Source organism: Curvibacter sp. Hmag1.1 (genome assembly GCF_059769165.1).
In genome coordinates this window covers 308,560-330,750 of the sequence record NZ_JBMBGX010000002.1, presented here as the reverse complement: position 1 = coordinate 330,750, position 22,191 = coordinate 308,560, and the positions used below count along the sequence as shown (strand labels likewise).

General features: G+C 57.7%; 20 protein-coding genes and 1 tRNA gene. 15 read left to right on the top strand and 6 right to left on the bottom strand.

Annotated elements, in window-relative coordinates; genetic code table 11:
- The first annotated feature begins 66 nt into the window (after positions 1–66).
- On the top strand, positions 67–2,304 hold the full coding sequence (locus tag ACOAP0_RS01985; protein WP_498375806.1) for an NADP-dependent isocitrate dehydrogenase: 2,238 nt from the start codon (positions 67–69) through the stop codon (positions 2,302–2,304).
- A 101-nt stretch (positions 2,305–2,405) separates the two neighbouring features.
- Here ACOAP0_RS01985 and ACOAP0_RS01980 read toward each other — a convergent pair whose 3' ends face one another.
- Entirely contained in the window at positions 2,406–2,864 is a 459-nt protein-coding gene (locus ACOAP0_RS01980; protein ID WP_498376109.1) for a DUF192 domain-containing protein, read from the bottom strand.
- A 174-nt stretch (positions 2,865–3,038) separates the two neighbouring features.
- Between ACOAP0_RS01980 and icd the strand changes: the two genes are divergently transcribed.
- From icd to clpA, 3 genes are all read left to right on the top strand, one after another.
- Entirely contained in the window at positions 3,039–4,292 is a 1,254-nt protein-coding gene (gene icd / locus ACOAP0_RS01975) for an NADP-dependent isocitrate dehydrogenase (RefSeq protein WP_313866905.1), read from the top strand.
- Between the two features lie 147 nt (positions 4,293–4,439).
- A complete protein-coding gene (clpS, locus tag ACOAP0_RS01970; protein WP_087494229.1) occupies positions 4,440–4,796 on the top strand; it encodes an ATP-dependent Clp protease adapter ClpS in 357 nt (118 codons plus the stop codon).
- A gap of 78 nt (positions 4,797–4,874) precedes the next feature.
- Entirely contained in the window at positions 4,875–7,184 is a 2,310-nt protein-coding gene (clpA, locus tag ACOAP0_RS01965; protein WP_498375807.1) for an ATP-dependent Clp protease ATP-binding subunit ClpA, read from the top strand.
- Positions 7,185–7,237: 53 nt separating this feature from the next.
- On the opposite strand, the gene ACOAP0_RS01960 is transcribed toward clpA, so the two are convergent.
- A complete protein-coding gene (locus tag ACOAP0_RS01960) occupies positions 7,238–7,753 on the bottom strand; it encodes a DUF1499 domain-containing protein (protein WP_498375808.1) in 516 nt (171 codons plus the stop codon).
- Positions 7,754–7,847: 94 nt separating this feature from the next.
- On the opposite strand from ACOAP0_RS01960, the gene ACOAP0_RS01955 reads away from it, so the two are divergent.
- The gene (locus tag ACOAP0_RS01955) at positions 7,848–8,774 is read left to right on the top strand and encodes a patatin-like phospholipase family protein (RefSeq protein ID WP_498375809.1); all 927 of its coding nucleotides are present in this window, start codon (positions 7,848–7,850) and stop codon (positions 8,772–8,774) included.
- Positions 8,775–8,960: 186 nt separating this feature from the next.
- Here ACOAP0_RS01955 and ACOAP0_RS01950 read toward each other — a convergent pair whose 3' ends face one another.
- Positions 8,961–9,506 (bottom strand): phasin family protein, encoded by a 546-nt coding sequence (locus tag ACOAP0_RS01950; protein ID WP_498375810.1) that lies wholly within the window; start codon positions 9,504–9,506, stop codon positions 8,961–8,963.
- Between the two features lie 297 nt (positions 9,507–9,803).
- Here ACOAP0_RS01950 and ACOAP0_RS01945 point away from each other — a divergent pair, with 297 nt between their 5' ends.
- From ACOAP0_RS01945 to ACOAP0_RS01920, 6 genes are all read left to right on the top strand, one after another.
- Positions 9,804–10,247: an acyl-CoA thioesterase gene (locus ACOAP0_RS01945; RefSeq protein ID WP_498375812.1), complete on the top strand. Its 444-nt coding sequence runs from the start codon at positions 9,804–9,806 to the stop codon at positions 10,245–10,247.
- Positions 10,244–10,939, top strand: a complete 696-nt coding sequence (locus tag ACOAP0_RS01940) for a nitroreductase (RefSeq protein WP_498375813.1) — start codon at positions 10,244–10,246, stop codon at positions 10,937–10,939. Before ACOAP0_RS01945 ends, ACOAP0_RS01940 begins: the two co-directional genes overlap by 4 nt.
- Before the next feature lie 107 nt (positions 10,940–11,046).
- Positions 11,047–12,297: a nicotinate phosphoribosyltransferase gene (pncB, locus tag ACOAP0_RS01935; protein ID WP_498375814.1), complete on the top strand. Its 1,251-nt coding sequence runs from the start codon at positions 11,047–11,049 to the stop codon at positions 12,295–12,297.
- Complete coding sequence (locus tag ACOAP0_RS01930; protein ID WP_498375815.1) at positions 12,294–13,292, top strand: 2-hydroxyacid dehydrogenase; 999 nt, start codon at positions 12,294–12,296, stop codon at positions 13,290–13,292. Before pncB ends, ACOAP0_RS01930 begins: the two co-directional genes overlap by 4 nt.
- Positions 13,293–13,424: 132 nt before the next feature.
- Entirely contained in the window at positions 13,425–14,834 is a 1,410-nt protein-coding gene (locus ACOAP0_RS01925; RefSeq protein ID WP_498375816.1) for a DNA recombination protein RmuC, read from the top strand.
- The gene (locus ACOAP0_RS01920; RefSeq protein ID WP_498375818.1) at positions 14,831–16,072 is read left to right on the top strand and encodes an MFS transporter; all 1,242 of its coding nucleotides are present in this window, start codon (positions 14,831–14,833) and stop codon (positions 16,070–16,072) included. Before ACOAP0_RS01925 ends, ACOAP0_RS01920 begins: the two co-directional genes overlap by 4 nt.
- Here the strand turns inward: ACOAP0_RS01920 and ACOAP0_RS01915 are convergent.
- From ACOAP0_RS01915 to earP, 3 genes are all read right to left on the bottom strand, one after another.
- Complete coding sequence (locus tag ACOAP0_RS01915) at positions 16,054–16,923, bottom strand: LOG family protein (protein ID WP_498375819.1); 870 nt, start codon at positions 16,921–16,923, stop codon at positions 16,054–16,056. The genes ACOAP0_RS01920 and ACOAP0_RS01915 overlap by 19 nt on opposite strands.
- Before the next feature lie 137 nt (positions 16,924–17,060).
- Positions 17,061–17,615 (bottom strand): elongation factor P, encoded by a 555-nt coding sequence (efp, locus tag ACOAP0_RS01910; RefSeq protein ID WP_087494218.1) that lies wholly within the window; start codon positions 17,613–17,615, stop codon positions 17,061–17,063.
- Between the two features lie 118 nt (positions 17,616–17,733).
- A complete protein-coding gene (gene earP / locus ACOAP0_RS01905; RefSeq protein WP_498375821.1) occupies positions 17,734–18,942 on the bottom strand; it encodes an elongation factor P maturation arginine rhamnosyltransferase EarP in 1,209 nt (402 codons plus the stop codon).
- Between the two features lie 47 nt (positions 18,943–18,989).
- Here earP and uvrC point away from each other — a divergent pair, with 47 nt between their 5' ends.
- The 4 genes from uvrC (at position 18,990) to ACOAP0_RS01885 (ending at position 22,166) form a co-directional block, all read left to right on the top strand.
- Entirely contained in the window at positions 18,990–20,960 is a 1,971-nt protein-coding gene (gene uvrC / locus ACOAP0_RS01900) for an excinuclease ABC subunit UvrC (protein ID WP_498375822.1), read from the top strand.
- Between the two features lie 19 nt (positions 20,961–20,979).
- Positions 20,980–21,555: a CDP-diacylglycerol--glycerol-3-phosphate 3-phosphatidyltransferase gene (gene pgsA / locus ACOAP0_RS01895; protein WP_087494215.1), complete on the top strand. Its 576-nt coding sequence runs from the start codon at positions 20,980–20,982 to the stop codon at positions 21,553–21,555.
- A 246-nt stretch (positions 21,556–21,801) separates the two neighbouring features.
- Positions 21,802–22,074, top strand: coding sequence for an HU family DNA-binding protein (locus tag ACOAP0_RS01890; RefSeq protein ID WP_066709320.1), 273 nt, complete (start codon positions 21,802–21,804; stop codon positions 22,072–22,074).
- Between the two features lie 16 nt (positions 22,075–22,090).
- A tRNA-Val gene (locus tag ACOAP0_RS01885) sits at positions 22,091–22,166 on the top strand.
- Positions 22,167–22,191: the final 25 nt, after the last annotated feature.

The following is a 22,191-nucleotide window of genomic DNA, read 5'->3' as shown; positions in this document are numbered from 1 at the left end:
TCCGGCGATTGCTGCCAGTTTCCATAAATAGGGCAGCAACAAAACATCATTTTTTGGAGATAAGAGATGAGCACCCAGCAACCGACCATCATCTACACACTGACCGACGAAGCCCCCCGTCTGGCCACTGCTTCCTTTTTGCCCTTGATCCGGACATTCACTGCACCAGCAGGCATTAATGTCGTGGAGTCGGATATTTCTGTGGCTGCCCGCGTGTTGGGCGAGTTTTCTGACTTCCTGAAAGACGACCAGAAGGTCCCCAACACCCTGGTGGAACTGGGCAAGAAAACCCTGCAAGCAGATGCCAACATCATCAAGCTGCCCAATATAAGCGCCTCTGTGGGCCAGTTGGTGGCTTGTATCAAGGAACTCCAAAGCAAGGGCTACGCAATTCCTGACTACCCTGAAGCCCCCAAGACGGATGAAGAAAAGGCGATCCGTGCCCGCTATTCCAAGTGCACCGGTAGCGCTGTGAACCCCGTTTTGCGTGAAGGTAATTCAGACCGCCGCGCGCCCAAAGCAGTCAAGGAATACGCTCGCAAAAATCCCCACAGCATGGCCGAGTGGAGTCAGGCATCACGCTCACACGTGTCGCACATGCACCATGGTGACTTCTACCATGGGGAAAAGTCCATCACCCTGGACCGCGCACGGGACGTGAAGATGGAATTGATCACCAAGAGCGGCCAGACCATTGTGCTCAAGCCTAAAGTTTCTTTGCTGGATCGCGAAGTGATCGACAGCATGTTCATGAGCAAAAAGGCATTGCTGGAGTTCTATGAACGTGAAATTGAGGACGCACGCAAGACCGGTGTGATGTTCTCCCTGCACGTCAAGGCGACCATGATGAAGGTGTCCCACCCCATCGTGTTCGGCCACTGCGTCAAGATTTTCTACAAGGATGCGTTTGAAAAACACGGCGCCCTGTTCAAGGAACTCGGCGTGAATGTGAACAACGGCATGGCGGACCTGTACGGCAAGATCGCCACATTGCCCCAAAGCAAGCAAGACGAAATCAAGCGTGACCTGCATGCTTGCCACGAGCACCGTCCTGAGTTGGCCATGGTTGACTCAGCCAAGGGCATCACCAACTTCCACTCCCCCAACGACATCATCGTGGACGCTTCCATGCCCGCCATGATCCGTAACGGCGGCAAGATGTGGGACGCCAACGGTCGCCTGAAGGACGTCAAGGCTGTGATGCCTGAATCCACTTTTGCCCGTATCTACCAGGAGATGATCAACTTCTGCAAGTGGCATGGTGCATTCGATCCCAAGACGATGGGTACCGTACCCAACGTGGGTTTGATGGCCCAGCAAGCCGAAGAGTACGGTTCTCACGACAAGACTTTTGAAATCACTGAAGACGGCGTTGCCAACATCACTGATCTGGCTACTGGTGAAGTTCTGTTGAGCCAGGACGTGGAAGCGGGCGATATCTGGCGTATGTGCCAGGTCAAGGATGCTGCCATCCGTGATTGGGTCAAACTGGCAGTCAACCGTGCACGTAACTCCGGCATGCCCGTGGTGTTCTGGCTGGACTCTTACCGTCCTCACGAAGCTCAGTTGATCACCAAGGTCAAGATGTACTTGCATGAGCACGACACCACTGGTCTGGATATTCAGATCATGAGCCAGGTACGTGCGATGCGCTACACACTGGAGCGCGTGATTCGTGGTCTGGACACTATCAGCGCAACCGGAAACATCTTGCGCGACTATTTGACAGACTTGTTCCCCATCATGGAGCTGGGCACCTCGGCCAAGATGCTCTCCATCGTGCCTTTGATGGCGGGTGGTGGCATGTACGAAACCGGCGCGGGTGGTTCGGCCCCCAAGCATGTGCAGCAATTGGTGGAAGAAAACCACTTGCGTTGGGATTCCTTGGGTGAGTTCCTTGCTCTGGCGGTGTCTCTTGAAGATTTGGGTCTGAAAACCGGAAACGCCAAGGCCAAGGTTTTGTCCAAAACTTTGGACGCTGCGACCGGCAAACTACTCGACAACAACAAGAACCCGTCTCCCAAGACAGGTCAGTTGGACAACCGTGGCAGCCAGTTCTACTTGTCCTTGTACTGGGCACAAGAGTTGGCGAGCCAGACGGAAGATGCCACTTTGGCAGCCCAGTTTGCACCGTTGGCGAAGGAGCTCGCAGCGAAAGAGTCTGCCATCGTTGCAGAATTGGCTGCCGTTCAGGGCCATGCAGTGGATATCGGCGGTTATTACTTGCCCGATGCCGCCAAGCTGGACGCCATCATGCGCCCTAGCGCAACCTTGAATGCAGCACTCAGTTCGGTAGCGGTGTAAACCTGATGTAGGCCAATAAGCCTGCATACATCGGATAAGAAAGGGCGGCAGACCAAGGTCTGCCGCCCTTTTTGCGTTTTTAAGCCATTGAAGTGGCCTTTCTATTGAGTGCGCGATTCAAAAGGCGCACCGGTTAGTTTGGTGCCGGCCTTCAATCCACGTTTGGCGAACCAGCCCTGATTCATTTCGAGCACATAGCGCACAGGACGCAGGGCGCAATGAGAGTCGGTCGTTTGAGGCTTCATGTCCGCAAGATTCACGATGCTGCCATCGTCTGCGATAAACGCTGCGGTCAAAGGTATCAATGTGTTTTTCATCCAGAAACAGAGCCCAGACGGTTGCTCAAAGACGAAGAGCATGCCTTCGTATTGCGGCATCTCTTTGCGGTACATCAGGCCGATAGTACGCTGATCTGAAGTGCGGGCTACTTGGGCTTCTATCTGGTACATACCTGCACCCAATTTGATGCGGGGCAAATTCATTTGAGGGGCCACTTGCGCCCCAGAGAAAGCGGCGGCGGCAAGCAGTGCCGCCGCAAGTAACAGTTTCAGATGTTTCATTCGGCAGAGGCCATACAAACTGGCAATTGATTGAGCCCTGATTGTGGGCCATGGAAGAATTACGGTCGCTTACTTTACAACTAGAATGAAATCTCAATTTGCACTTGGAGGCCGCCAGGCCTTGAGAGTATTTCATTCGTCGACGACATCCAGGGAAACCGGAGCTTAGTTCTTATGTATCAGCATATTCAGGTACCGTTGCAAGGTCAAAAAATAACTGCCAATGACGACAAGACATTGAATGTGCCCGATCACCCGATCATTCCTTACATCGAGGGTGACGGCATTGGTGTGGACATTACGCCTGTCATGTTGAAGGTCGTTGATGCTGCGGTGGAAAAAGCCTACGGTGGTACTCGCAAGATCGAGTGGATGGAAATCTTTGCAGGCGAAAAGGCAACGCGTATTTATGGTCCTGATGTGTGGTTGCCTCAGGAAACATTGGACGTTGTGCGCGACTACTTGGTCTCTATCAAGGGTCCGCTGACAACCCCGGTCGGTGGAGGTATCCGTTCATTGAACGTGGCGCTGCGTCAAGAGTTGGATTTGTATGTGTGCCTTCGTCCGATCCAGTATTTCAAGGGCGTTCCCAGCCCCCTGAAGGAGCCGGAGAAGACCAATATGGTTGTTTTCCGTGAGAACTCTGAAGACATCTATGCCGGTATTGAATTTGAGGCGGGCTCCGAGAAAGCTAAACGGCTCATCAAGGTATTGAGCGAGGACTTCGGTATCCAGAAAATCCGTTTCCCCGAGACCTCGGGTCTGGGTGTAAAGCCAGTGTCCCGTGAAGGCACAGAACGTTTGGTCCGCAAGGCAATTCAGTATGCAATTGACAATGACAAACCCAATGTGACGATTGTTCACAAAGGCAACATCATGAAGTTCACTGAGGGCAGCTTCCGTGATTGGGCTTATGCCTTGGCCCAGCGTGAATTTGGCGCCCAGCCGATTGATGGCGGCCCGTGGTGCCGGTTCAAGAACCCGAATACGGGTAAAGACATCATCATCAAGGACAGTATTGCAGATGCATTCCTGCAGCAAATTCTTTTGCGGCCGGTGGAATACAGTGTTATTGCCACCTTGAATTTGAACGGCGACTACATTTCCGATGCTTTGGCCGCCCAGGTGGGAGGTATCGGCATTGCGCCGGGCGCCAATCTCTCCGATACGGTGGCGATGTTTGAGGCGACCCACGGCACTGCCCCCAAATATGCGGGCAAAGACTATGTCAATCCGGGCTCAGAGATTCTCTCCGCAGAGATGATGTTGCGCCATATGGGTTGGAAGGAAGCTGCAGACCTGATCATCCGATCGATTGAAAAGTCGATAGCAAGCAAAAAAGTGACTTACGACTTTGCCCGACTGATGGACGGTGCCCAACAAGTGAGCTGTTCCGGATTTGGCAAAGTCATGATCGACAACATGTAAGCGCAACGGTTCCTTGACCTGTAGCCGTAAAAACCGCGTACAGCGCACGTTGTACGCGGTTTTTACATCACCCATTGAAAACACATGTTTACGCCTCATTTGTCCTACAACGGCGGGGCTTGCTGTCTTGCTCGATAGAATCATTTCATGGCTACAAACATCCCCAAACCTCCTGCTGTGAAGCCGCCCCCTGCCGGTGGCGATGATGGAACGGTCGTACTGGAGCGCTTGTCCCAGCGCGTTCAACCCCCCTCCATGTACCAAGTGGTCATGTTGAATGATGACTACACACCCATGGAGTTCGTGGTGGTGGTCATCCAGGAATTTTTCGGCAAAGACTTGGAAGCGGCGACCCAGATCATGCTCAAGATCCATTTGGATGGGCGGGGTGTCTGTGGTGTGTACCCAAAAGATATTGCAGCAACCAAGGTCGATCAAGTGCTCGAAGCTGCCCACAAAGCGGGGCACCCATTGAAATGTGTCAGTGAGCCCGTAGATCTGTAGGGGAAAGCGAAAACTTCGGCCCAGCTCCCCAGAAATCGGATTACAGTTAATCAACACAAGGCAAAAAAAGGAATTCATATGATTGCCCAAGAATTGGAAGTCAGCCTGCACATGGCTTTCGTGGAAGCCCGTCAGCAGCGCCATGAGTTCATTACCGTAGAGCACTTGTTGTTGGCCTTGCTGGACAACCCCAGCGCGGCAGAAGTACTGCGTGCATGCGCCGCAAACATTGACGATTTGCGCAAATCGCTGACCAATTTCATCAAAGACAATACGCCTCAAGTTGCAGGCACGGACGAAGTGGACACCCAACCAACCCTGGGCTTCCAGCGCGTCATTCAGCGTGCCATCATGCACGTGCAAAGTACCGGCAGTGGCAAGAAGGAAGTAACCGGCGCCAATGTTCTGGTGGCGATCTTCGGTGAGAAAGATTCGCATGCGGTTTACTACCTCCATCAGCAGGGCGTGACCCGTTTGGACGTGGTGAACTTCATTGCTCATGGCATCAAGAAGACTGATCCGCCAGAGGCTACCAAGTCCAATGAGAGCCCCGCTGAAAGCGAAGAGGGTGTGAGCGAAAAGAGCGAGAAAGCCTCGCCCTTGGAGCAGTACACACAGAACCTGAATCAACTGGCCAAAGAAGGCAAGATTGATCCTCTGATTGGTCGCGACTACGAAGTTGAGCGTGTCATCCAGATCCTGTGCCGTCGTCGCAAAAATAATCCCTTGTTGGTGGGTGAGGCGGGTGTTGGCAAGACCGCAATTGCAGAGGGTCTGGCATGGCGCATTTCCCAGAACGATGTGCCTGAAATCCTCGCGGACTCCGTGGTGTATTCGCTCGATATGGGCGCATTATTGGCAGGCACCAAGTACCGCGGCGACTTTGAACAACGCCTGAAGGCAGTGCTCAAATCGCTGAAGGAAAAGCCCAATGCTGTGCTGTTCATCGATGAAATTCATACCCTGATTGGTGCCGGCGCAGCATCGGGTGGCACTTTGGACGCCTCCAACCTGCTCAAGCCCAGCCTGAGTTCCGGTCAACTCAAGTGCATCGGCGCGACCACCTTCACCGAATATCGCGGCATTTTCGAAAAAGACGCAGCGTTGTCCCGTCGTTTCCAGAAGGTCGATGTGGTCGAGCCGACCATTGACCAGACAGTGGAAATCCTCAAGGGCCTGAAATCCCGCTTTGAAGAGCACCACAACGTCAAGTACGCTGTGGCTGCGCTGCAAGCGGCCGCTGAGTTGAGTGCCAAGTACATCAATGACCGCCACCTGCCTGACAAGGCGATCGATGTGATTGATGAAGCTGGTGCTGCCCAACGTATCCTGGCACCGAGCAAACGCAAGAAGACCATCAGCAAGACTGAGGTAGAGGAAATTGTGGCGAAGATCGCCCGCATTCCCCCGGCCAATGTGTCGAATGATGACCGCAGCAAGCTCAAGACCTTGGAGCGTGACCTCAAGAGCGTGGTCTTTGGCCAGGACAAGGCTTTGGACGTATTGGCCTCGGCGGTCAAGATGGCGCGTTCCGGACTGGGCAAAGGAGACAAGCCGATTGGCTCATTCCTGTTCAGCGGCCCCACGGGCGTCGGCAAGACAGAAGCGGCCAAGCAGTTGGCCTACATCATGGGCATCGACCTGATTCGCTTTGACATGAGTGAATACATGGAGCGTCATGCTGTCAGTCGCTTGATCGGTGCGCCTCCTGGCTATGTGGGTTTTGATCAAGGCGGCTTGTTGACCGAAGCCATCACCAAGAAGCCGCACGCGGTGCTGTTGCTGGATGAAATCGAAAAGGCGCATCCGGACATCTTCAACGTGCTGTTGCAGGTCATGGACCATGGCTCGTTGACAGACAACAACGGCCGCAAGGCTGACTTCCGCAACGTGATCATCATCATGACTACGAATGCAGGGGCTGAGACCATGAACAAGGCCACCATCGGCTTTACCAACCCGCGCGAAGCTGGTGACGAAATGATGGACATCAAGCGCTTGTTCACGCCGGAGTTCCGTAACCGCTTGGACGCGATCGTCGGATTCAAGGCTTTGGACGAAGTCGTGATCTTGCGTGTTGTCGACAAGTTCTTGTTGCAACTGGAAACCCAGTTGGCCGAGAAGAAAGTGGAAGTGACTTTCACCGACAAGTTGCGCAAGCACCTTGGTAAGAAGGGCTTCGATCCACTGATGGGCGCCCGCCCCATGCAGCGTTTGATCCAGGACACGATCCGTCGTGCCTTGGCTGACGAGTTGCTCTTTGGGCGTTTGGTGGACGGTGGTCGCCTGACAGTGGATCTGGATGAGAAGGACGAAGTGGTACTCGATATTCAGCCCTTGCCCAAGAAAGAGGGCAAGTCCAAGCCTGAAGAGGCTACTGCCGGCTGATCGGTTAGAAAGCTGTAAGCCCGCTGCGCAAACGCTCAGCGGGCGACAAGGGCTCAGTTCTGCTGGAACTGGGCCCTTATGTTTTCTACACGGGTACGGTTGGCAGCAAAGTCTTTGCGACCGATACGACTTGCCGAGCGCACGTGAATCACGTTTTCTGCAGGGCTTAACCAGAACTCCACATCATCTGTGAACTTCAAGGTCGGTGTGGTGCTCTGAGCGTATAGGTAGTCCGCAGTTTCAGTTACCAATACTGTTTTTGGCATGCTGCGCAGAATCCTAGCGAGTTTTTTTAGTGCCGCTTGGCCATCACCACTGAACGTGAAAGGTGCAATGTCTGCATACCCACGTAAGGGGTGATCCGGGTAGAGCTTGGCCTGGCTGCTCACACTGTTTGGCGTATTCGAAGGGGGTTTCAATCTCCCGTCTTTCACGCCAAGGTCCTGCGGTACTTTCCCGGTGAGAAAGCCGAGCTGTCCGGCAAAAAAGATCAGGGTGGGCAGTACGATTGCAATAAAACCGATGAACCAGATGGCTTTCACGAGGACTCCTTTGATGCGGTGTTTCATGGCTTGATGGTATGTGAATGTGGATGGTTTATCGAGTGGGCGTGACCGGCTGGTGACAGTGGTCGTGTGCAGAGGTTCTTCAAGGTGTTGTTCGATGTTGATATTGAGAAAAATACGTCTATCCTGGGCATTGCTCCCGGTCGTACTGTTAGCAGGGTGCGCATCAGTGCCTTCCGTAGACAAGGGCACCGCCGTGGTCGGCCCGGATATGACTGCGCCGGCGGGTACGGTTCCCAAGCCACCACCCAAGATCGGTCTGGCGTTGGGTGGAGGGGCCGCGCGCGGCTTTGCCCATGTAGGCGTCATTCAGGTGTTGGAAGAGAACGGCATCAAGCCCACGCTGGTTACCGGCACCTCGGCGGGTAGTCTGGTCGCTGCCATTTACGCCAGTGGCAAAAATGGGACTCAGCTTCAGCGCGTGGCAGAAACCATGGAGGAGGCAGCCATTGCAGATTGGACACTGCCCATCTTCAGCCGTGGCATGCTGCGTGGTGATGCCTTGGCCAAGTATGTCAATGGCCAAGTGAGCGGTAAGCTGATTGAAGAGTTACCCATGCCCTTGGGTATCGTTGCCACTGACCTCAACAATGGCAACGATGTGCTGTTCCAGCGGGGCGATACCGGCACGGCCGTCCGGGCGTCCAGCTCTGTGCCTGCAGTGTTTCAGCCCGTCAAGATCAACGGGCGTGAATATGTGGACGGAGGATTGGTGTCTCCCGTGCCCGTAGCTGCAGCCCGGCGCATGGGGGCGGATTTTGTGATTGCGGTGGATATTTCCAGTCCGCCAGAAGGCAGCCTGACAGGCGGAACCCTCGACATCCTGCTTCAGACCTTTTCCATCATGGGCAAGAGCATCAACCGGTTTGAGCTGAGGGAAGCTGATGTGGTGGTGCGCCCGGCACTGCAGGGCATCAGTAGTTCAGACTTCGGTGCACGCAAACGTTCTATCGAAGCCGGCCGCCAGGCCATGCTCAAATTGATTCCCGAGCTTAAGGCTGCATTGGCAGCCCGCGGCAAATAAAAAAAAGGCCCCGTTTTACAACGAGGCCTTGAAGGGATCCCTGAACCTGAAGGTTTCGAAAGGACCCGAGGAGACAACCGGTAGAAACAAGGGAGTTTCTGATGACTGGATTATCTCAGGGTTTTCCCTTGGTAGCTAGTGGTTGGGACAAAAAAACCTAAATTGTTTTAGTGCCCCGTACCCAAATTAGCGCTTTTTCGCAGTAGCAGCCTTGGTAGCGTTGGTCGCGGTAGCGGCCACAGCATTGAAGTTAGCTTCGGCAACTTCAGTCGCTTGCTTAACTGCTTTTTGCACAGATTCCAAAGCATTGTTGGCAGCAGCCACAGAGCTCTTCATGATGGCGACCACAGATTCAGAACCTGCAGGGGCGTTTTTGGCAGCGCTGTCGACCAGGCCGGCAAACTTTTTCTGAGCGTCAGCAGCTTGTGCTTCAGCATTCTTGGAGAATTCAGCGCCAGTGGAAGTAGCGATGTCATAGAGGTGACGGCTGTAAGCAGCAGTCTTCTCAGCCAGAGGCTGCAGCAGGCCGGATTGCAGGGCCAAGAGCTCTTGGGCGTCTTTCACGCTCAACATGGTTTGTGTGTGGGTAGCGGCTTCTGCCAGAGCTGCTTTGGAAGCAGTCAGGTTCAATTCCACAATCTTTTCCACGCCTTCGAAAGCTTTGTTGGTCAAGCCAAACAGGGTTTCGATGTTGGCTTTGTGGGAAGCGATAACTTGTTCAACGGTCAGCATAGAGATCTCCAAGAGTTAAGGTAAAAAATCACCATCTGCGCCGTAAGCATCTGTCCCAGTGGACTTTATGTTGCAGTGCAGCATGGTTCGAATTATAGAGAGCCCGTGTGTCAATGCAAGCACTTTTTGTTGCACTGCAACAAATTAGTGCAAATTTCCTAATTCGGGCCGGGCGAGGCGATTTTTCACGGGCGCGTCATGAATGTTGGAGTGCATTTTTTGGATATATCCATCTCGCCCGCCCCAATATCAGGGCCTGCGCCTGACGGTGCCGGTATCGCTGGCAAAATGGTTCACATGCAGCTGAACGCGCCCCTGAAGCCCCACGCCGAGCCGCGAAGTGCCTACCGGGTACTGCGCACCATTCCCACCCGTTGGAGTGACAACGACGTCTACGGCCACGTCAACAACGTGGTGTACTACAGCTGGTTTGATACTGCGGTGAATGCCTACCTGATGGAACAGGGCGTGCTCGACATCCATGCGGGCCACACCATTGGACTGGTGGTGGAAACCCAGTGCAACTACTTTGCTTCTGTGTCCTTCCCCGAGGTGGTGCAGGCCGGCATTCGGGTTGCCAAACTCGGTACCTCCAGCGTGCGCTACGAGATCGGCATTTTTGGTGAGGGTGAGTCCACCGCTGCCAAAGGCCACTTCATCCATGTCTATGTGGACAGGCTCACCCGCAAGCCGGTCCCGCTTCCTGATGCTTTGAGACAACTACTGGAGACCTTGCAATGACTGCAGCTATCGTCGATGACGCCATCCGCTCCCGCATGTCCGCCCGGGCCTTTCTGCCCAAGGCTGTTGCCCGGGGAGATATTGAAGCCATTCTGGACGTAGCCAGCCGCGCGCCTTCCGGTACCAACTGCCAACCCTGGAAGGTTTATGTGCTGCAAGGTGCGAGCCGCGATGCGCTGGTAGATAAAACCTGCGCCGCGCACGATGCCATCCGCGCCAACCCGGAGCTGGCTGCGCAATACCAGGAGGAATACGATTACTACCCTGCCCAGTGGCTCAGTCCCTATATAGACCGCCGTCGCGAGAACGGTTGGGGGCTCTATGGCTTATTGGGAATCGGCAAGGCCGACAAAGACAAAATGTACGCCCAGCACCAGCGCAACTTCCGCTTCTTCGATGCGCCGGTGGGCCTGATGTTCACCGTCGACAAGGTCATGGGGCGCGGCTCGTTGGTGGACTACGGAGCGTTTCTGCAAAACATCATGGTGGCAGCGCGAGGGCGCGGCCTTCACACCTGCCCGCAGGCGGCGTGGAACGGCTTCTCCAGCATCATCCTTCCGCACATCGGCGCGGGCGAGGGCGAAATGCTGGTCTGCGGCATGTCGCTCGGTTATGCCGACCCGGATGCGCCGGTCAACACCTTCCACACTCCCCGCGTTCCGGTAGCCGACTTCACCCGCTGGGTGGAATGACGGAGATGTGAATGAAAATGGCTGCTGGCGCACATTCTGTATGCGCGAGCAGCTCCTGAATTGATAGCAATTTTCCTCGCGGCTACGCATGGCCGCTTGAACGCCTCATGATCATCACCAGTCTGCTGGACACCGACCTCTACAAATTCACCATGATGCAAGTGGTGCTGCATCAGTTTCCGGGGGCGCAGGTGGAGTACCGCTTCAAGTGCCGCAACCCGGGCATGGATCTGGCAGCCCATGCGGCAGAAATCCGCGAGGAAATCCGTTCCCTGTGCAGCCTTCAGTTCCAGGAGAGCGAGCTGGCCTATCTGCGGTCCATGCGCTTTATCAAAAGCGACTTCGTGGACTTTCTGGGGCTGTTCCGCCTGAACGAAAAGTACATCACCGTCACCCCCCTGGCCCATGGTGAGTTGGACATCAGCATCGTCGGTCCGTGGCTGCACACCATCTTGTTTGAAATTCCGGTGTTGGCCATCGTGAACGAGGTGTACTTCCGCAACACCCAGCGCGTGCCGGATTTTGTGGAAGGGCGCAAGCGCCTGGAAACCAAGATCGAGCAGTTGCGTGCAGACGGGCTGGAAGACCTGAAGATCGCCGATTACGGCACCCGCCGCCGCTTCTCCCGCGCCTGGCACGACGAAGTGCTGCGCGTGCTCAGCGCCAAGCTGGGCACCCTGCAAAGCCCCGGCAATGCGGTGGGACGCCCTGGTCAGTTGGCCGGTACCAGCAATGTATTGCTCGCCATGAAGCTGGGGCTCACGCCTTTGGGCACCATGGCCCACGAATACCTGCAAGCCTCTCAGGCTTTGGGCCCGCGCTTGCGGGACAGCCAGATATTCGCCTTTGAGTCCTGGGCCCGGGAGTACCGCGGCGACCTGGGCATTGCGCTCAGCGATGTGTACGGCATGAATGCCTTTCTGCGCGACTTTGACATGTTTTTCTGCAAGCTCTTCGACGGCGCGCGCCACGACAGCGGCGACCCGTTCACCTGGGGCGAGCGCATGATCGACCACTACTTGCGCAACCGGGTCAACCCGCGCACCAAAACCTTGATCTTCAGCGATGGCTTGACCATTCCTCGCACCATCGAGCTCTACCAGCAGTTCCGCGGGCGCTGCCAGCTAGCCTTCGGCATCGGCACTAATCTGACCAATGATCTCGGCTACACGCCGCTGCAAATCGTCATCAAGATGGTGCGTTGCAACGGCCAGCCGGTGGCCAAGCTCTCCGACACACCGTCCAAGAACATGTGCGATGACGAGAAATACCTGGCCTACTTGCGCCAGGTGTTTGAAATCCCGAGCCCGGTGGAAGTCTCCGCCGTGCCCGCCACCCAACCCCCTGTTTCAGCATGACATCATCAAGTTCCAAGCCCCGCATCCTGGTCAGCCGGGCCATCTTCCCGGAAGTGCTCGCCCAGTTGGAAGCGGTGTTCGAGGTAGAACACAACCAGGCGGACGCTGTCTGGTCTGCTCAGGACTTGACCACCCGCCTGCAAGGTAAAGACGGGGTGCTCACCACCGGTGGCGAGCGCATCAGCGCCGAGCTGCTGCAGGCCTGCCCGCAGCTCAAAATTTGCGCCAACATGGCCGTGGGCTTTAACAACTTCGATGTGCCGGCCATGACGGCCAGCGGTGTGCTGGGCACCAATGCCCCGGATGTGCTCACGGAGACCACCGCCGACTTCGGCTTCGCGCTGATGATGGCCACCGCCCGCCGCATGGCCGAGAGCGAGCACTTTTTGCGCGCCGGTTTGTGGAAGCGCTGGAGCTACGACATGTTTTGCGGCAGCGACATCCATGGCGCCACTCTCGGCATTCTGGGCATGGGGCGCATCGGCCAGGGCATTGCGCGGCGCGGTTTCCACGGCTTCGGCATGAAGGTGATGTATCACAACCGCAGCCGGTTGGATGCGGGGCTGGAAGCGGCTTGTGGCGCGCAGTATGTAGACAAAGCGACGCTGCTTGCACAAGCCGACCATCTGGTGCTGGTGTTGCCGTACTCGGCCGAATCGCACCACAGCATCGGTGCGGCGGAGTTGGCGCAGATGAAGCCCACTGCCACCCTGACCAACATTGCGCGCGGCGGCATTGTGGACGATGCGGCGCTGGCCCACGCCCTGCGCAGCGGGCAGATTGCCGCGGCCGGGCTGGACGTGTTTGAAGGCGAACCCCAAGTGCACCCGGAGTTGCTGACAGTGCCCAACGTGGTGCTGACCCCGCATATTGCCAGCGCGACCCTGGCCACGCGCCGAGCCATGGCCCAGCTGGCCGCTGACAACTTGCTGCGCTTTTTTGCGACCGGCGAGGTGCTCACCCCGGTGAACACACTAGGCGCCGTGCGGCGTTGAAGCTTGGGCGGAGGGCAGGTTCACGCAAGTGCGCATCATGCCTTGTGTGTGGTTTTGCTATTTAATTGATAGCTGCTCACGCATATTCAATGAGTGCTAGCGGCCAAAATGATGCATAACTAGAAGGAATCTATGACGGAATGGATGGTGGTGGCGGGAGTGGTTTTGGGCCTCTTGCAACTTGTGTTGCTGGTGCTGCTGTTGCGTAGCCGCGCTGGCAACGACCCGCAGGCTCGTGCCCAAGAAGCAGCCCAACTGGAGGCCCAGCGCCAGGAGCTATTGGCTCGCCTGCAAAGCAGCAGCGAGCGCGTGGAGCGCGAGCTGCGCCGCGAGGTGCAAGAGAGCGCGCGCAGTGGTCGTCAGGAGCTGGCACAAAACCTTGCCACTTTCCAGCAAAGTCTGGTGCAGCAAACCGCCGAAGCCACCCGCACCCAGAACACCCAGATCGACGCCTTCGGCCAGCAACTCGCGCTCTTGCAGAAGACCCTGTCCGACACCCTGGCCAACCAGCTCAGTGCCCTGAGCGAATCGAATGCCCGCCGCATGGCCGAGGTGCGCCAGACCCTCGAGGCCCAATTGGCCCAGCTGCAGACCACCAATTCCGCCAAGCTCGACGAGATGCGCGCCACGGTGGACGAGAAGTTGCAGACCACCTTGCAAGCCCGTTTGGGCGAGAGCTTCAAGCAAGTGGCCGAGCGGCTGGAGCAGGTGCACAAAGGGCTGGGCGAAATGCAGTCGCTAGCCCAAGGCGTGGGCGACTTGAAACATCTGCTCACCAACGTCAAAACCCGTGGCATGTTCGGTGAGGCCCAATTGGCATCGCTCTTGGAGCAGGTGTTTGTGCCTGACCAGTACGCCACGCAGGTCGCCACCCGTCCCGGCAGCAAGAATGTGGTCGATTTCGCCATCAAGCTGCCCGGCAAATCGGACAATGGTGAGCCCTTGTGGCTGCCGATTGACGCCAAGTTCCCCAACGAAGACTACGAGCGGCTGCTCGACGCGCAGGGCAGGGCGGATGCCGCCGCTGCCGAGGCCGCCGGCAAGGCGCTGGAAATGCGTATCAGGCTGGAGGCCAAGTCGATTTCCGAGAAGTATGTGGAGCCCCCGCACACCACCGACTTCGCCATCCTTTTCCTGCCGACCGAAGGCCTGTACGCTGAAGTGCTGCGCCGCCCCGGCCTGATGGAAGCTTTGCAGCGCGAGCACCGCATTACCCTGGCCGGGCCCACCACCTTGTTGGCCATGCTCAGCTCGCTACAAATGGGCTTTCGAACGCTGGCCTTGGAAAAGCGCTCCAGCGAGGTGTGGCATGTGCTAGGTGCTGTCAAAACCGAGTTCAGCAAGTTCGGCGATGTGCTGGCCAAGGTCAAGTCGCAAACCGAGACCGTGCTCAAAACCCTGGACAGCGCCGAAGTGCGCAGCCGCGCCATGGGGCGGGCACTCAAAAAGGTGGAGGCCCTGCCGGACACCCAGGCGCAAGCTTTGTTGCCCATAGATCGTGATCCTGATCTGGACCGGGAAGCCGACGGCGCCGGACTATGAGCGGCCTGCACGCCCCTGCACATTCAGCAGTTAGCGCCCCCCCCAAAAGCCCTTGGGCTTTGCTGCGCCTGATCAGCGGTCATGTGTGCCTGCATGCCAGCATGGCGGGCATGCGACTGGCTGCGCCGCTGTGGGCCTTGCAGCAGGGCTACGGACCGTTGGCGGTGGGTTTTTTACTGGCCTTGTTTTCTTTGTCGCAGGTGTTTCTGGCGTTGCCGGCCGGGCGCTTTGCGGACCGGCATGGCTTGCGCAAGCCGGTGTCCTGGGCGGTGGTGGCGTCGATTACCGGGGCCACTGCGGCTGCCCTGTATCCGCAATTCGCCGTGCTGTGTTTTGCGGCGCTGATGATGGGTGGCGCTACCGGTTCTGCCGCCATTGCCTTGCAGCGCCACGTGGGGCGGGCGGCCGCGGACGCCACCGATTTGCGCCGCGTGTTCAGCTGGCTGTCCATCGGGCCTGCGATCTCCAACTTCCTGGGCCCGGTGTGCGCAGGCTTGTTGATTGACCATGCCGGTGTGTGGCTGGGCGGCAAGGTGGCCGACCACAACGGCTTTATGGCTGCGTTTGCGCTGACGGCGCTGCTGCCATCGTTGGCTTGGTGGTGTGTGCGGACCACGCGGGAGCTGGAACCCGTGGTGCATGCGGGTGGCGTACCACCCAGTGCCTGGCCCCTGTTCAAAGAGCCGATGATGCGCCGCCTGTTGCTGGTGAACTGGTTGCTCTCCAGCTGCTGGGACGTGCACACCTTTGTGGTGCCGGTACTGGGCCATGAGCGCGGCTATAGCGCCTCGGTCATCGGCACCATCCTCGGTGCTTTTGCGGTGGCAGCAGCGGTAGTGCGGGTGTTTCTGCCGCTGCTGGCGTCGCGCCTGCGCGAATGGGCGGTGGTCACCACGGCCATGGTGGTGACGGCGCTGCTATTTGCGGTCTATCCCTTGATGCCCAGCGCCTGGGCCATGGGCGTGTGCTCAGTGTTGCTGGGGCTGACGCTGGGTACGGTGCAACCCATGATCATGAGCACCCTGCACCAGATCACGCCGCATGCCATGCACGGCCAGGCGATTGCGCTGCGTCTGATGACCATCAACCTCTCCAGCGTGCTCATGCCCATGCTCTTTGGCACGGCGGGTGTGGTGGTGGGGGTGTCGGTGGTGTTCTGGACCGTGGGTGCCCTGGTGGGGCTGGGTTCACACGCAGCCTGGGGCCTGCGTGCAGGGCCTCAGACGGGAAGTCCGTAAAAGTTGCGGATGGTGTCCCAGGCGTCCTGCGGGTCGTCGGTGTAGTGCAGCAGGTTCAGGTCTTCGGGCGAAATTGCGCCTTCCTCCACCAGCACATCAATGTTGATCAGGCGTTTCCAGTAGTCCGTACCGAACAGGATGATGGGCACCGGCTTGGCCTTTTTGGTCTGTACCAGCGTGATCACTTCAAACAGCTCGTCCAGGGTGCCGAAGCCGCCAGGAAACGCCACCAGCGCTTTGGCACGCATCATGAAATGCATCTTGCGGGTGGCGAAGTAGTGGAACTTGAAGCTCAAGGACGGTGTCACGTAAGGGTTGGCCCGTTGCTCATGCGGCAGGGTGATGTTCAGGCCGGGGGTGAGTGCACCCATCTCGTGGGCGCCTCGGTTGGCCGCTTCCATGATGCCGGGGCCGCCACCGGTGCAGATGAACAGGCGCTCCTCGCGGGGTTTGCGGGCGCTGTGGCCCGCAACCAGGCGGGCAAACAGGCGGGCATTGTCGTAGTGCTTGGCGTTGCGCAGATGGCGCTTGGACAGGGCAATTTGCTGTGCATCGCCAGAGGCCTCGGCAGCTTGTGCAAAGGCTTCCGCATCTTCGGGTGAAGGGAAGCGTGCGCTTCCAAAGACCACCACGGTGTTGTCCACGCCCTGAGCGGCCTGGTCCAGGTCGGGCTTGAGCATCTCCAGCTGGATGCGGATGCCACGCGTTTCGCGGCGGAGCAGGAACTCAGGGTCTGCAAAGGCCAGGCGGTAGGCGTCCTGGTCCAGGGCGCCGCCCTGGTCAGAATGGTTTTGCAGGTCCGCCCAGGCGTTGGCGATACGGCTTTCGTTGAGGTTTTGCGTGTTTTCCATGGCTTCATTGTGCGGCAGTTTCGTGGCACTCTGAAGGCAAGAGACGTGCCGTTTTTTGCAGCTTGTTTGCGGCCATAAAAAAAGCTCCCGAGGGAGCTTTTTCTGGAGCGCCCCTAAGGGCCAGTGCAGTGCGTGGATTAGACGCGCTTGCGATATTCGCCGGTACGGGTGTCGATTTCAACGCGGTCGCCTTGGGCTACGAAGATTGGCACGCCGATTTCGAAGCCGGTGGCGATTTTGGCAGGCTTGAGCACCTTGCCGGAGGTATCGCCCTTCACAGCAGGCTCAGTCCAGGTGATTTCACGTTCCACGCTGGTGGGAAGTTCTACGGAGATGGCTTTGCCTTCGTAGAACACCACTTCGGCGGTCATGCCGTCTTCCAGGTAGTTCAGGGAGTCGCCCATGTTTTCGGCTTCGACTTCGTACTGGTTGTAGTCGGCATCCATCCAGACATACAGGGGATCAGCGAAGTAGGAGTAAGTGCAATCCTTCTTGTCCAGAATGATCTGGTCCATCTTGTCGTCGGCCTTGAACACCACTTCGGTACCGAAGTTGGCGATCAGGCTCTTGAGCTTCATGCGCACGGTGGCAGAGTTGCGGCCGCCGCGGCTGTATTCGGTTTTCAGGACGACCATGGGGTCTTTGCCGTGCATGATCACATTGCCGGCGCGGATTTCTTGTGCGATTTTCATAGGGTTGCGAGGACGTTTGTCGCGTACAGCGACTGTAGGCCGCAGTCTGCGGCGGGGCATGATTTGCACCCCTTAAACCTACGCAGTTCAGGCGGCAAATTCAGCAAAGCCTCGTATTTTATCGCCTTTTCTCCACAAATCTGAGCAGCCCGCTCACCAGATCCGGCTGCTGGCGCAGCCGGTTGCGCCAGCCTTGAACTTGTTGACGCCATGCATCCAGTGGCAAGCGGCCCCAGTCCGGTGCGGTTTGCAGGCCTGGGGCGTTGTGAATCGGTGGCAGTCCATTCCATGCCGCATGGAGCTGACGAACGGTGGCGTCTGCACCCATGCAGTCCAGAAAGGCGGCGAGTTTCTCGGCGTGTGCGCCATCGTCCTGGGGGTAGATGTGCCAGACAAACGGTTGGCCGGCCCAGAGGGCGCGTACCAGTGAGTCTTCTCCGCGCACGAAGTTGAGGTCGCAGCACTGCAGCAGGGCGTCGAACTCGGGGTGGCTCAAGGCTTCGAGGTAGTGAAGGCGCAAAGGGCTGTTGTGAAGACTCAGCCCAGCCAAGGCTTCTGCATTGGGCAACACCTCAGTTACCGCGCGCCTTGCCCGCCCCGGTGTCACCAGCAGCAAGGTCGGTGTGTCGGCGCGCATCCAGTCTGCCAAGGCCTGCGCAAGGGCGGCCGGTTCATAGCAAAAGAGGCTGATCAGGCGCTCCCCTGTCCAGGCTACGCCTTGGTCGGCCAGCCGGGCGCCGCGCCAGGAGTCATCCAGCCCGTGTTGCCATTCTTCCAAGGCCGGCTCGCGCAAAAGGCCTCCAGTGCCTGCAGTGAAGCCGGGGTAATAAAAGTGCTTGGTCCAACCTTTGGCAGGGCCCTGCATGACCGGGGAGGGCAGGGCGTGGCAGCGTTTCACATAGTCTTCGGCTGACAGGTATTCCAGATTGATCCAGACTGGTGGTCTAGTGTCATTTAGGGCGTTAGCGCTGATGGAATGTGCGCGAGCAGCTATAAATTCAGGAGCAATATGGCATCCGAAACCTTCAATCCACACATCGGCCGGCGGGAGATCACGCAGCTTGGCAGCGTCCGCGGCTTCTTCCCATGCCCGCACACTGATGCCGGGCCATTGGCCTTGGCGCGCTCCGGGGGCCATCCAGTCCAGCGCGCTGCTGTCATCCACCCAGAGGCGCACGGTGTGGCCGCGTTGTGCAAGGTCAGCGCACAAGCGCCAGCACACGCCGATATCGCCATAGTTGTCGATGACTTGGCAGAACACATCCCATAGCCATACAGGGGCTGGGGTGTGTGGCTTGGGGAGCGGGCTGGCGGGCTTGGAGGACATGTCGCCGATTGTGCACAAGGGCGCTGCGTGGGCCGACAATAGCGCCCATGAGTGATACCCATCCTGAAGAGTTGCTGCGCGAAGTGGCAGCGCTCCCGTCCCTGCCCGGCGTGTACCGCTATTTCGATGCCGACGGGCAGGTGCTTTATGTCGGCAAGGCCATCAGCCTGAAAAAACGGGTCAGCAGCTATTTCCAGAAAAACCATGGCGGCACACGCATCGGGCACATGGTCAGCAAGATCGTGCGCATGGAGACCACCGTGGTGCGCTCTGAGGCGGAAGCGCTGCTGCTGGAAAACAACCTCATCAAGACGCTGAACCCCAAGTACAACATCCTGTTTCGGGACGACAAGAGTTACCCGTATTTGAAGATGACCGGTACTCCGCCGGTACCCAAGAACATGGCTCCCGCTGCTGCTGCTGTTACGGCGCGCGCGCCACAGCCGGCGGAGTTCGCCCGCGTGTCCTACTACCGTGGCGCGGTGGAAAAAAAGCACCGCTACTTCGGCCCTTACCCCAGCGCGTGGGCGGTGAAGGAGGCCATCCTGCTGATGCAGAAGGTGTTCCGCCTGCGCACTTGTGAAGATTCGATTTTTGCCAATCGCACCCGGCCCTGTTTGCTGTACCAGATCAAACGCTGCTCCGGACCGTGTGTCGGCCACATCCAGCCTCTGGACTACGCGCAGGATGTAGCGAATGCAGAGCGCTTTCTGCGGGGAGAAGCCCAGGATGTGATGCGCGGGCTGGAGTCCCGCATGATGGCGCACGCGGAGAAGCTGGAGTTTGAGAAGGCAGCTGAGTTGCGCAACCAGGTAGCTGCTTTATCGAATGTGTTGCACCAGCAGTCGGTGGACAACGTGTCGGACCGGGATGTGGACATCCTGGCCGTGAAGGTGCAAGGCGGCAAGGCCTGTGTAAACCTCGCCATGGTGCGTGGGGGCCGCCATCTGGGCGACCGGCCTTACTTTCCGGTGCATGTGGAAGACGCCTCAGCCATGGAATCTGCCGAAGAAGGCTTGGCCACTGCATCGGTAGAAGTTCAGGTGCTCGAAGCCTTTATTGCCCAGCACTACATCCAGGTGCCCATGCCCTCGGTGTTGGTGGTGAGCGAGCCCGTGAGCAAGGGCCTGATGCAGGCGCTGGCAGAGCAAACTGGTGTGAAGGCCTCAGCGATTCATCAGCCCCGCGAGCAGCGGCGCGCGTGGTTGGACATGGCTCAAACCAACGCCGGCTTGCAGCTGGCACGCTTGTTGGCCGAAGAGGGTTCGCAGCAGGCGCGTACCCGCGCGCTTGCAGATGCCCTCGACCTTGCGCTCGAAAACCTCGACGAATTGCGTATCGAGTGCTTTGACATCTCCCACACTGCAGGCGAGGCTACGCAGGCCTCTTGCGTGGTCTTTCAGCAGCACAAGATGCAAAACGCTGAGTACCGGCGTTTCAACATCGACGGCATCACCGGCGGGGACGACTACGCCGCCATGCGGCAAGTGCTCACGCGGCGTTACAGCAAGATTGCCGAGGCGATCCGGGAGGCCAAGCACAGCGGCACCCCGCCCAGCAATAGTGCGCGCCTACCTGACTTGGTGTTGGTGGATGGCGGCAAAGGGCAGGTGTCCATGGCCAAAGAGGTTTTTGAGAGCTTGGGGCTGGACCTGTCGCTGATTGTGGGTGTTGAAAAAGGCGAGGGCCGCAAGGTCGGGCTGGAGGAGCTGGTGTTTGCCGATGGGCGCGATAAGGTCTATCTGGGTGCCGATTCAGCGGCCCTGATGTTGGTGGCGCAAATCCGCGATGAGGCCCACCGCTTCGCGATTACCGGAATGCGCGCTGCGCGGGCCAAGGTACGCACCGGCGGCAGCAAGCTGGAGGAAATTCCCGGGATTGGCCCCAAACGGCGCGCCAGGCTGTTGCAGCGCTTTGGTGGCGTGCGCGGGGTGGAGCAGGCCAGCGCACAGGACATCGCATCGGTCGAAGGCATATCGCGTGAACTTGCAGAGGAAATCTACCGGGCGTTGCACTAAGGCGTGCCACAATCCAGCCATGTTTACCACCATCCCCACCATCATGACCTGGACGCGAATTTTCGCGATCCCCCTCATCGTGGGCGTGTTCTATCTGCCCGATAGCATGGCCAGCATCCACGAACGTAATCTGGTCGCCACCGTCATGTTTGTGGTGTTTGCGCTGACAGATTGGTTGGATGGCTACCTGGCTCGCAAGCTCAACCAGACTTCGTCTTTCGGAGCATTCCTCGACCCGGTGGCAGACAAGTTTTTGGTGTGCGCGTGTGTGCTGGTACTGGTGCACTTGCAGCGAGCCGACGTATTTGTGGCCTTGATAATCATCGGCCGTGAAATTGCCATCTCCGCCTTGCGGGAGTGGATGGCGCAGATCGGTGCCAGCAAGAGTGTGGCAGTGCACATGATCGGCAAACTCAAGACCGTGGTGCAGATGGTGGCGATTCCGTTCCTGTTGTTTGACGGTATGTTGTTCGGGCTTATCGACACTCACGTATGGGGTGTCTGGTTGATCTGGATAGCTGCAGTGCTCACCGTGTGGTCCATGGTGTACTACCTGCAAAAGGCCCTTCCGGAAATTCGTGCCCGCGCCCAATAAAGTTGGCTGGTTTGCCATTCTGTCAACCTGTTTCGGCATGACAATCGCTCACAAATAAAAAACTTTGAAGAGTGCAGGAAGGTCGCAGATTTACGTCTAGAATTCGCCTCCGCGCTGCTTTAAAAGCCGCGGCAATATTGTGTGAGTTCCGTTGAAAATTTGTGCGTCGCGCAAATCATCCGGTACTTGATACATCAGAAATTTGAAGAGACATCGTCTAACTCCGCTTCCGACTAAGGGGTCCTTGTGAATAAAACAGAATTGATCGAGCACATTGCTAAGCACGCTGACATTTCCAAAGCAGCTGCTACACGCGCTTTGGAATCCACCATCGGCGCAGTGAAGACCACCTTGAAAAAGGGCGGCACAGTGTCCCTCGTGGGTTTTGGTACATTTGCGGTTGGTAAGCGCGCTGCTCGCACAGGTCGCAATCCACGCACCGGCGCTGCGATTAAAATCAAGGCTGCCAAGGTTCCAAAGTTCCGTCCAGGCAAAGCATTGAAAGATGCCCTGAACTGAAATCCGGTTTTCGGGGGGGTGATTAGCTCAGTTGGTAGAGCGGCGCCCTTACAAGGCGTAGGTCGGCGGTTCGAGCCCGTCATCACCCACCACCCCCACCCAGCAAAGGCGAACAAA

What these genes read in the sequence shown, in the direction of transcription:
- ACOAP0_RS01985 (WP_498375806.1), top strand. Translation starts at nt 67, where the DNA reads ATGAGCACCCAGCAACCGACCATCATCTACACACTGACCGACGAAGCC.
- ACOAP0_RS01980 (WP_498376109.1), bottom strand. Translation starts at nt 2,864, where the DNA reads ATGAAACATCTGAAACTGTTACTTGCGGCGGCACTGCTTGCCGCCGCC.
- icd (WP_313866905.1), top strand. Translation starts at nt 3,039, where the DNA reads ATGTATCAGCATATTCAGGTACCGTTGCAAGGTCAAAAAATAACTGCC.
- clpS (WP_087494229.1), top strand. Translation starts at nt 4,440, where the DNA reads ATGGCTACAAACATCCCCAAACCTCCTGCTGTGAAGCCGCCCCCTGCC.
- clpA (WP_498375807.1), top strand. Translation starts at nt 4,875, where the DNA reads ATGATTGCCCAAGAATTGGAAGTCAGCCTGCACATGGCTTTCGTGGAA.
- ACOAP0_RS01960 (WP_498375808.1), bottom strand. Translation starts at nt 7,753, where the DNA reads ATGAAACACCGCATCAAAGGAGTCCTCGTGAAAGCCATCTGGTTCATC.
- ACOAP0_RS01955 (WP_498375809.1), top strand. Translation starts at nt 7,848, where the DNA reads ATGTTGATATTGAGAAAAATACGTCTATCCTGGGCATTGCTCCCGGTC.
- ACOAP0_RS01950 (WP_498375810.1), bottom strand. Translation starts at nt 9,506, where the DNA reads ATGCTGACCGTTGAACAAGTTATCGCTTCCCACAAAGCCAACATCGAA.
- ACOAP0_RS01945 (WP_498375812.1), top strand. Translation starts at nt 9,804, where the DNA reads ATGCAGCTGAACGCGCCCCTGAAGCCCCACGCCGAGCCGCGAAGTGCC.
- ACOAP0_RS01940 (WP_498375813.1), top strand. Translation starts at nt 10,244, where the DNA reads ATGACTGCAGCTATCGTCGATGACGCCATCCGCTCCCGCATGTCCGCC.
- pncB (WP_498375814.1), top strand. Translation starts at nt 11,047, where the DNA reads ATGATCATCACCAGTCTGCTGGACACCGACCTCTACAAATTCACCATG.
- ACOAP0_RS01930 (WP_498375815.1), top strand. Translation starts at nt 12,294, where the DNA reads ATGACATCATCAAGTTCCAAGCCCCGCATCCTGGTCAGCCGGGCCATC.
- ACOAP0_RS01925 (WP_498375816.1), top strand. Translation starts at nt 13,425, where the DNA reads ATGACGGAATGGATGGTGGTGGCGGGAGTGGTTTTGGGCCTCTTGCAA.
- ACOAP0_RS01920 (WP_498375818.1), top strand. Translation starts at nt 14,831, where the DNA reads ATGAGCGGCCTGCACGCCCCTGCACATTCAGCAGTTAGCGCCCCCCCC.
- ACOAP0_RS01915 (WP_498375819.1), bottom strand. Translation starts at nt 16,923, where the DNA reads ATGGAAAACACGCAAAACCTCAACGAAAGCCGTATCGCCAACGCCTGG.
- efp (WP_087494218.1), bottom strand. Translation starts at nt 17,615, where the DNA reads ATGAAAATCGCACAAGAAATCCGCGCCGGCAATGTGATCATGCACGGC.
- earP (WP_498375821.1), bottom strand. Translation starts at nt 18,942, where the DNA reads ATGTCCTCCAAGCCCGCCAGCCCGCTCCCCAAGCCACACACCCCAGCC.
- uvrC (WP_498375822.1), top strand. Translation starts at nt 18,990, where the DNA reads ATGAGTGATACCCATCCTGAAGAGTTGCTGCGCGAAGTGGCAGCGCTC.
- pgsA (WP_087494215.1), top strand. Translation starts at nt 20,980, where the DNA reads ATGTTTACCACCATCCCCACCATCATGACCTGGACGCGAATTTTCGCG.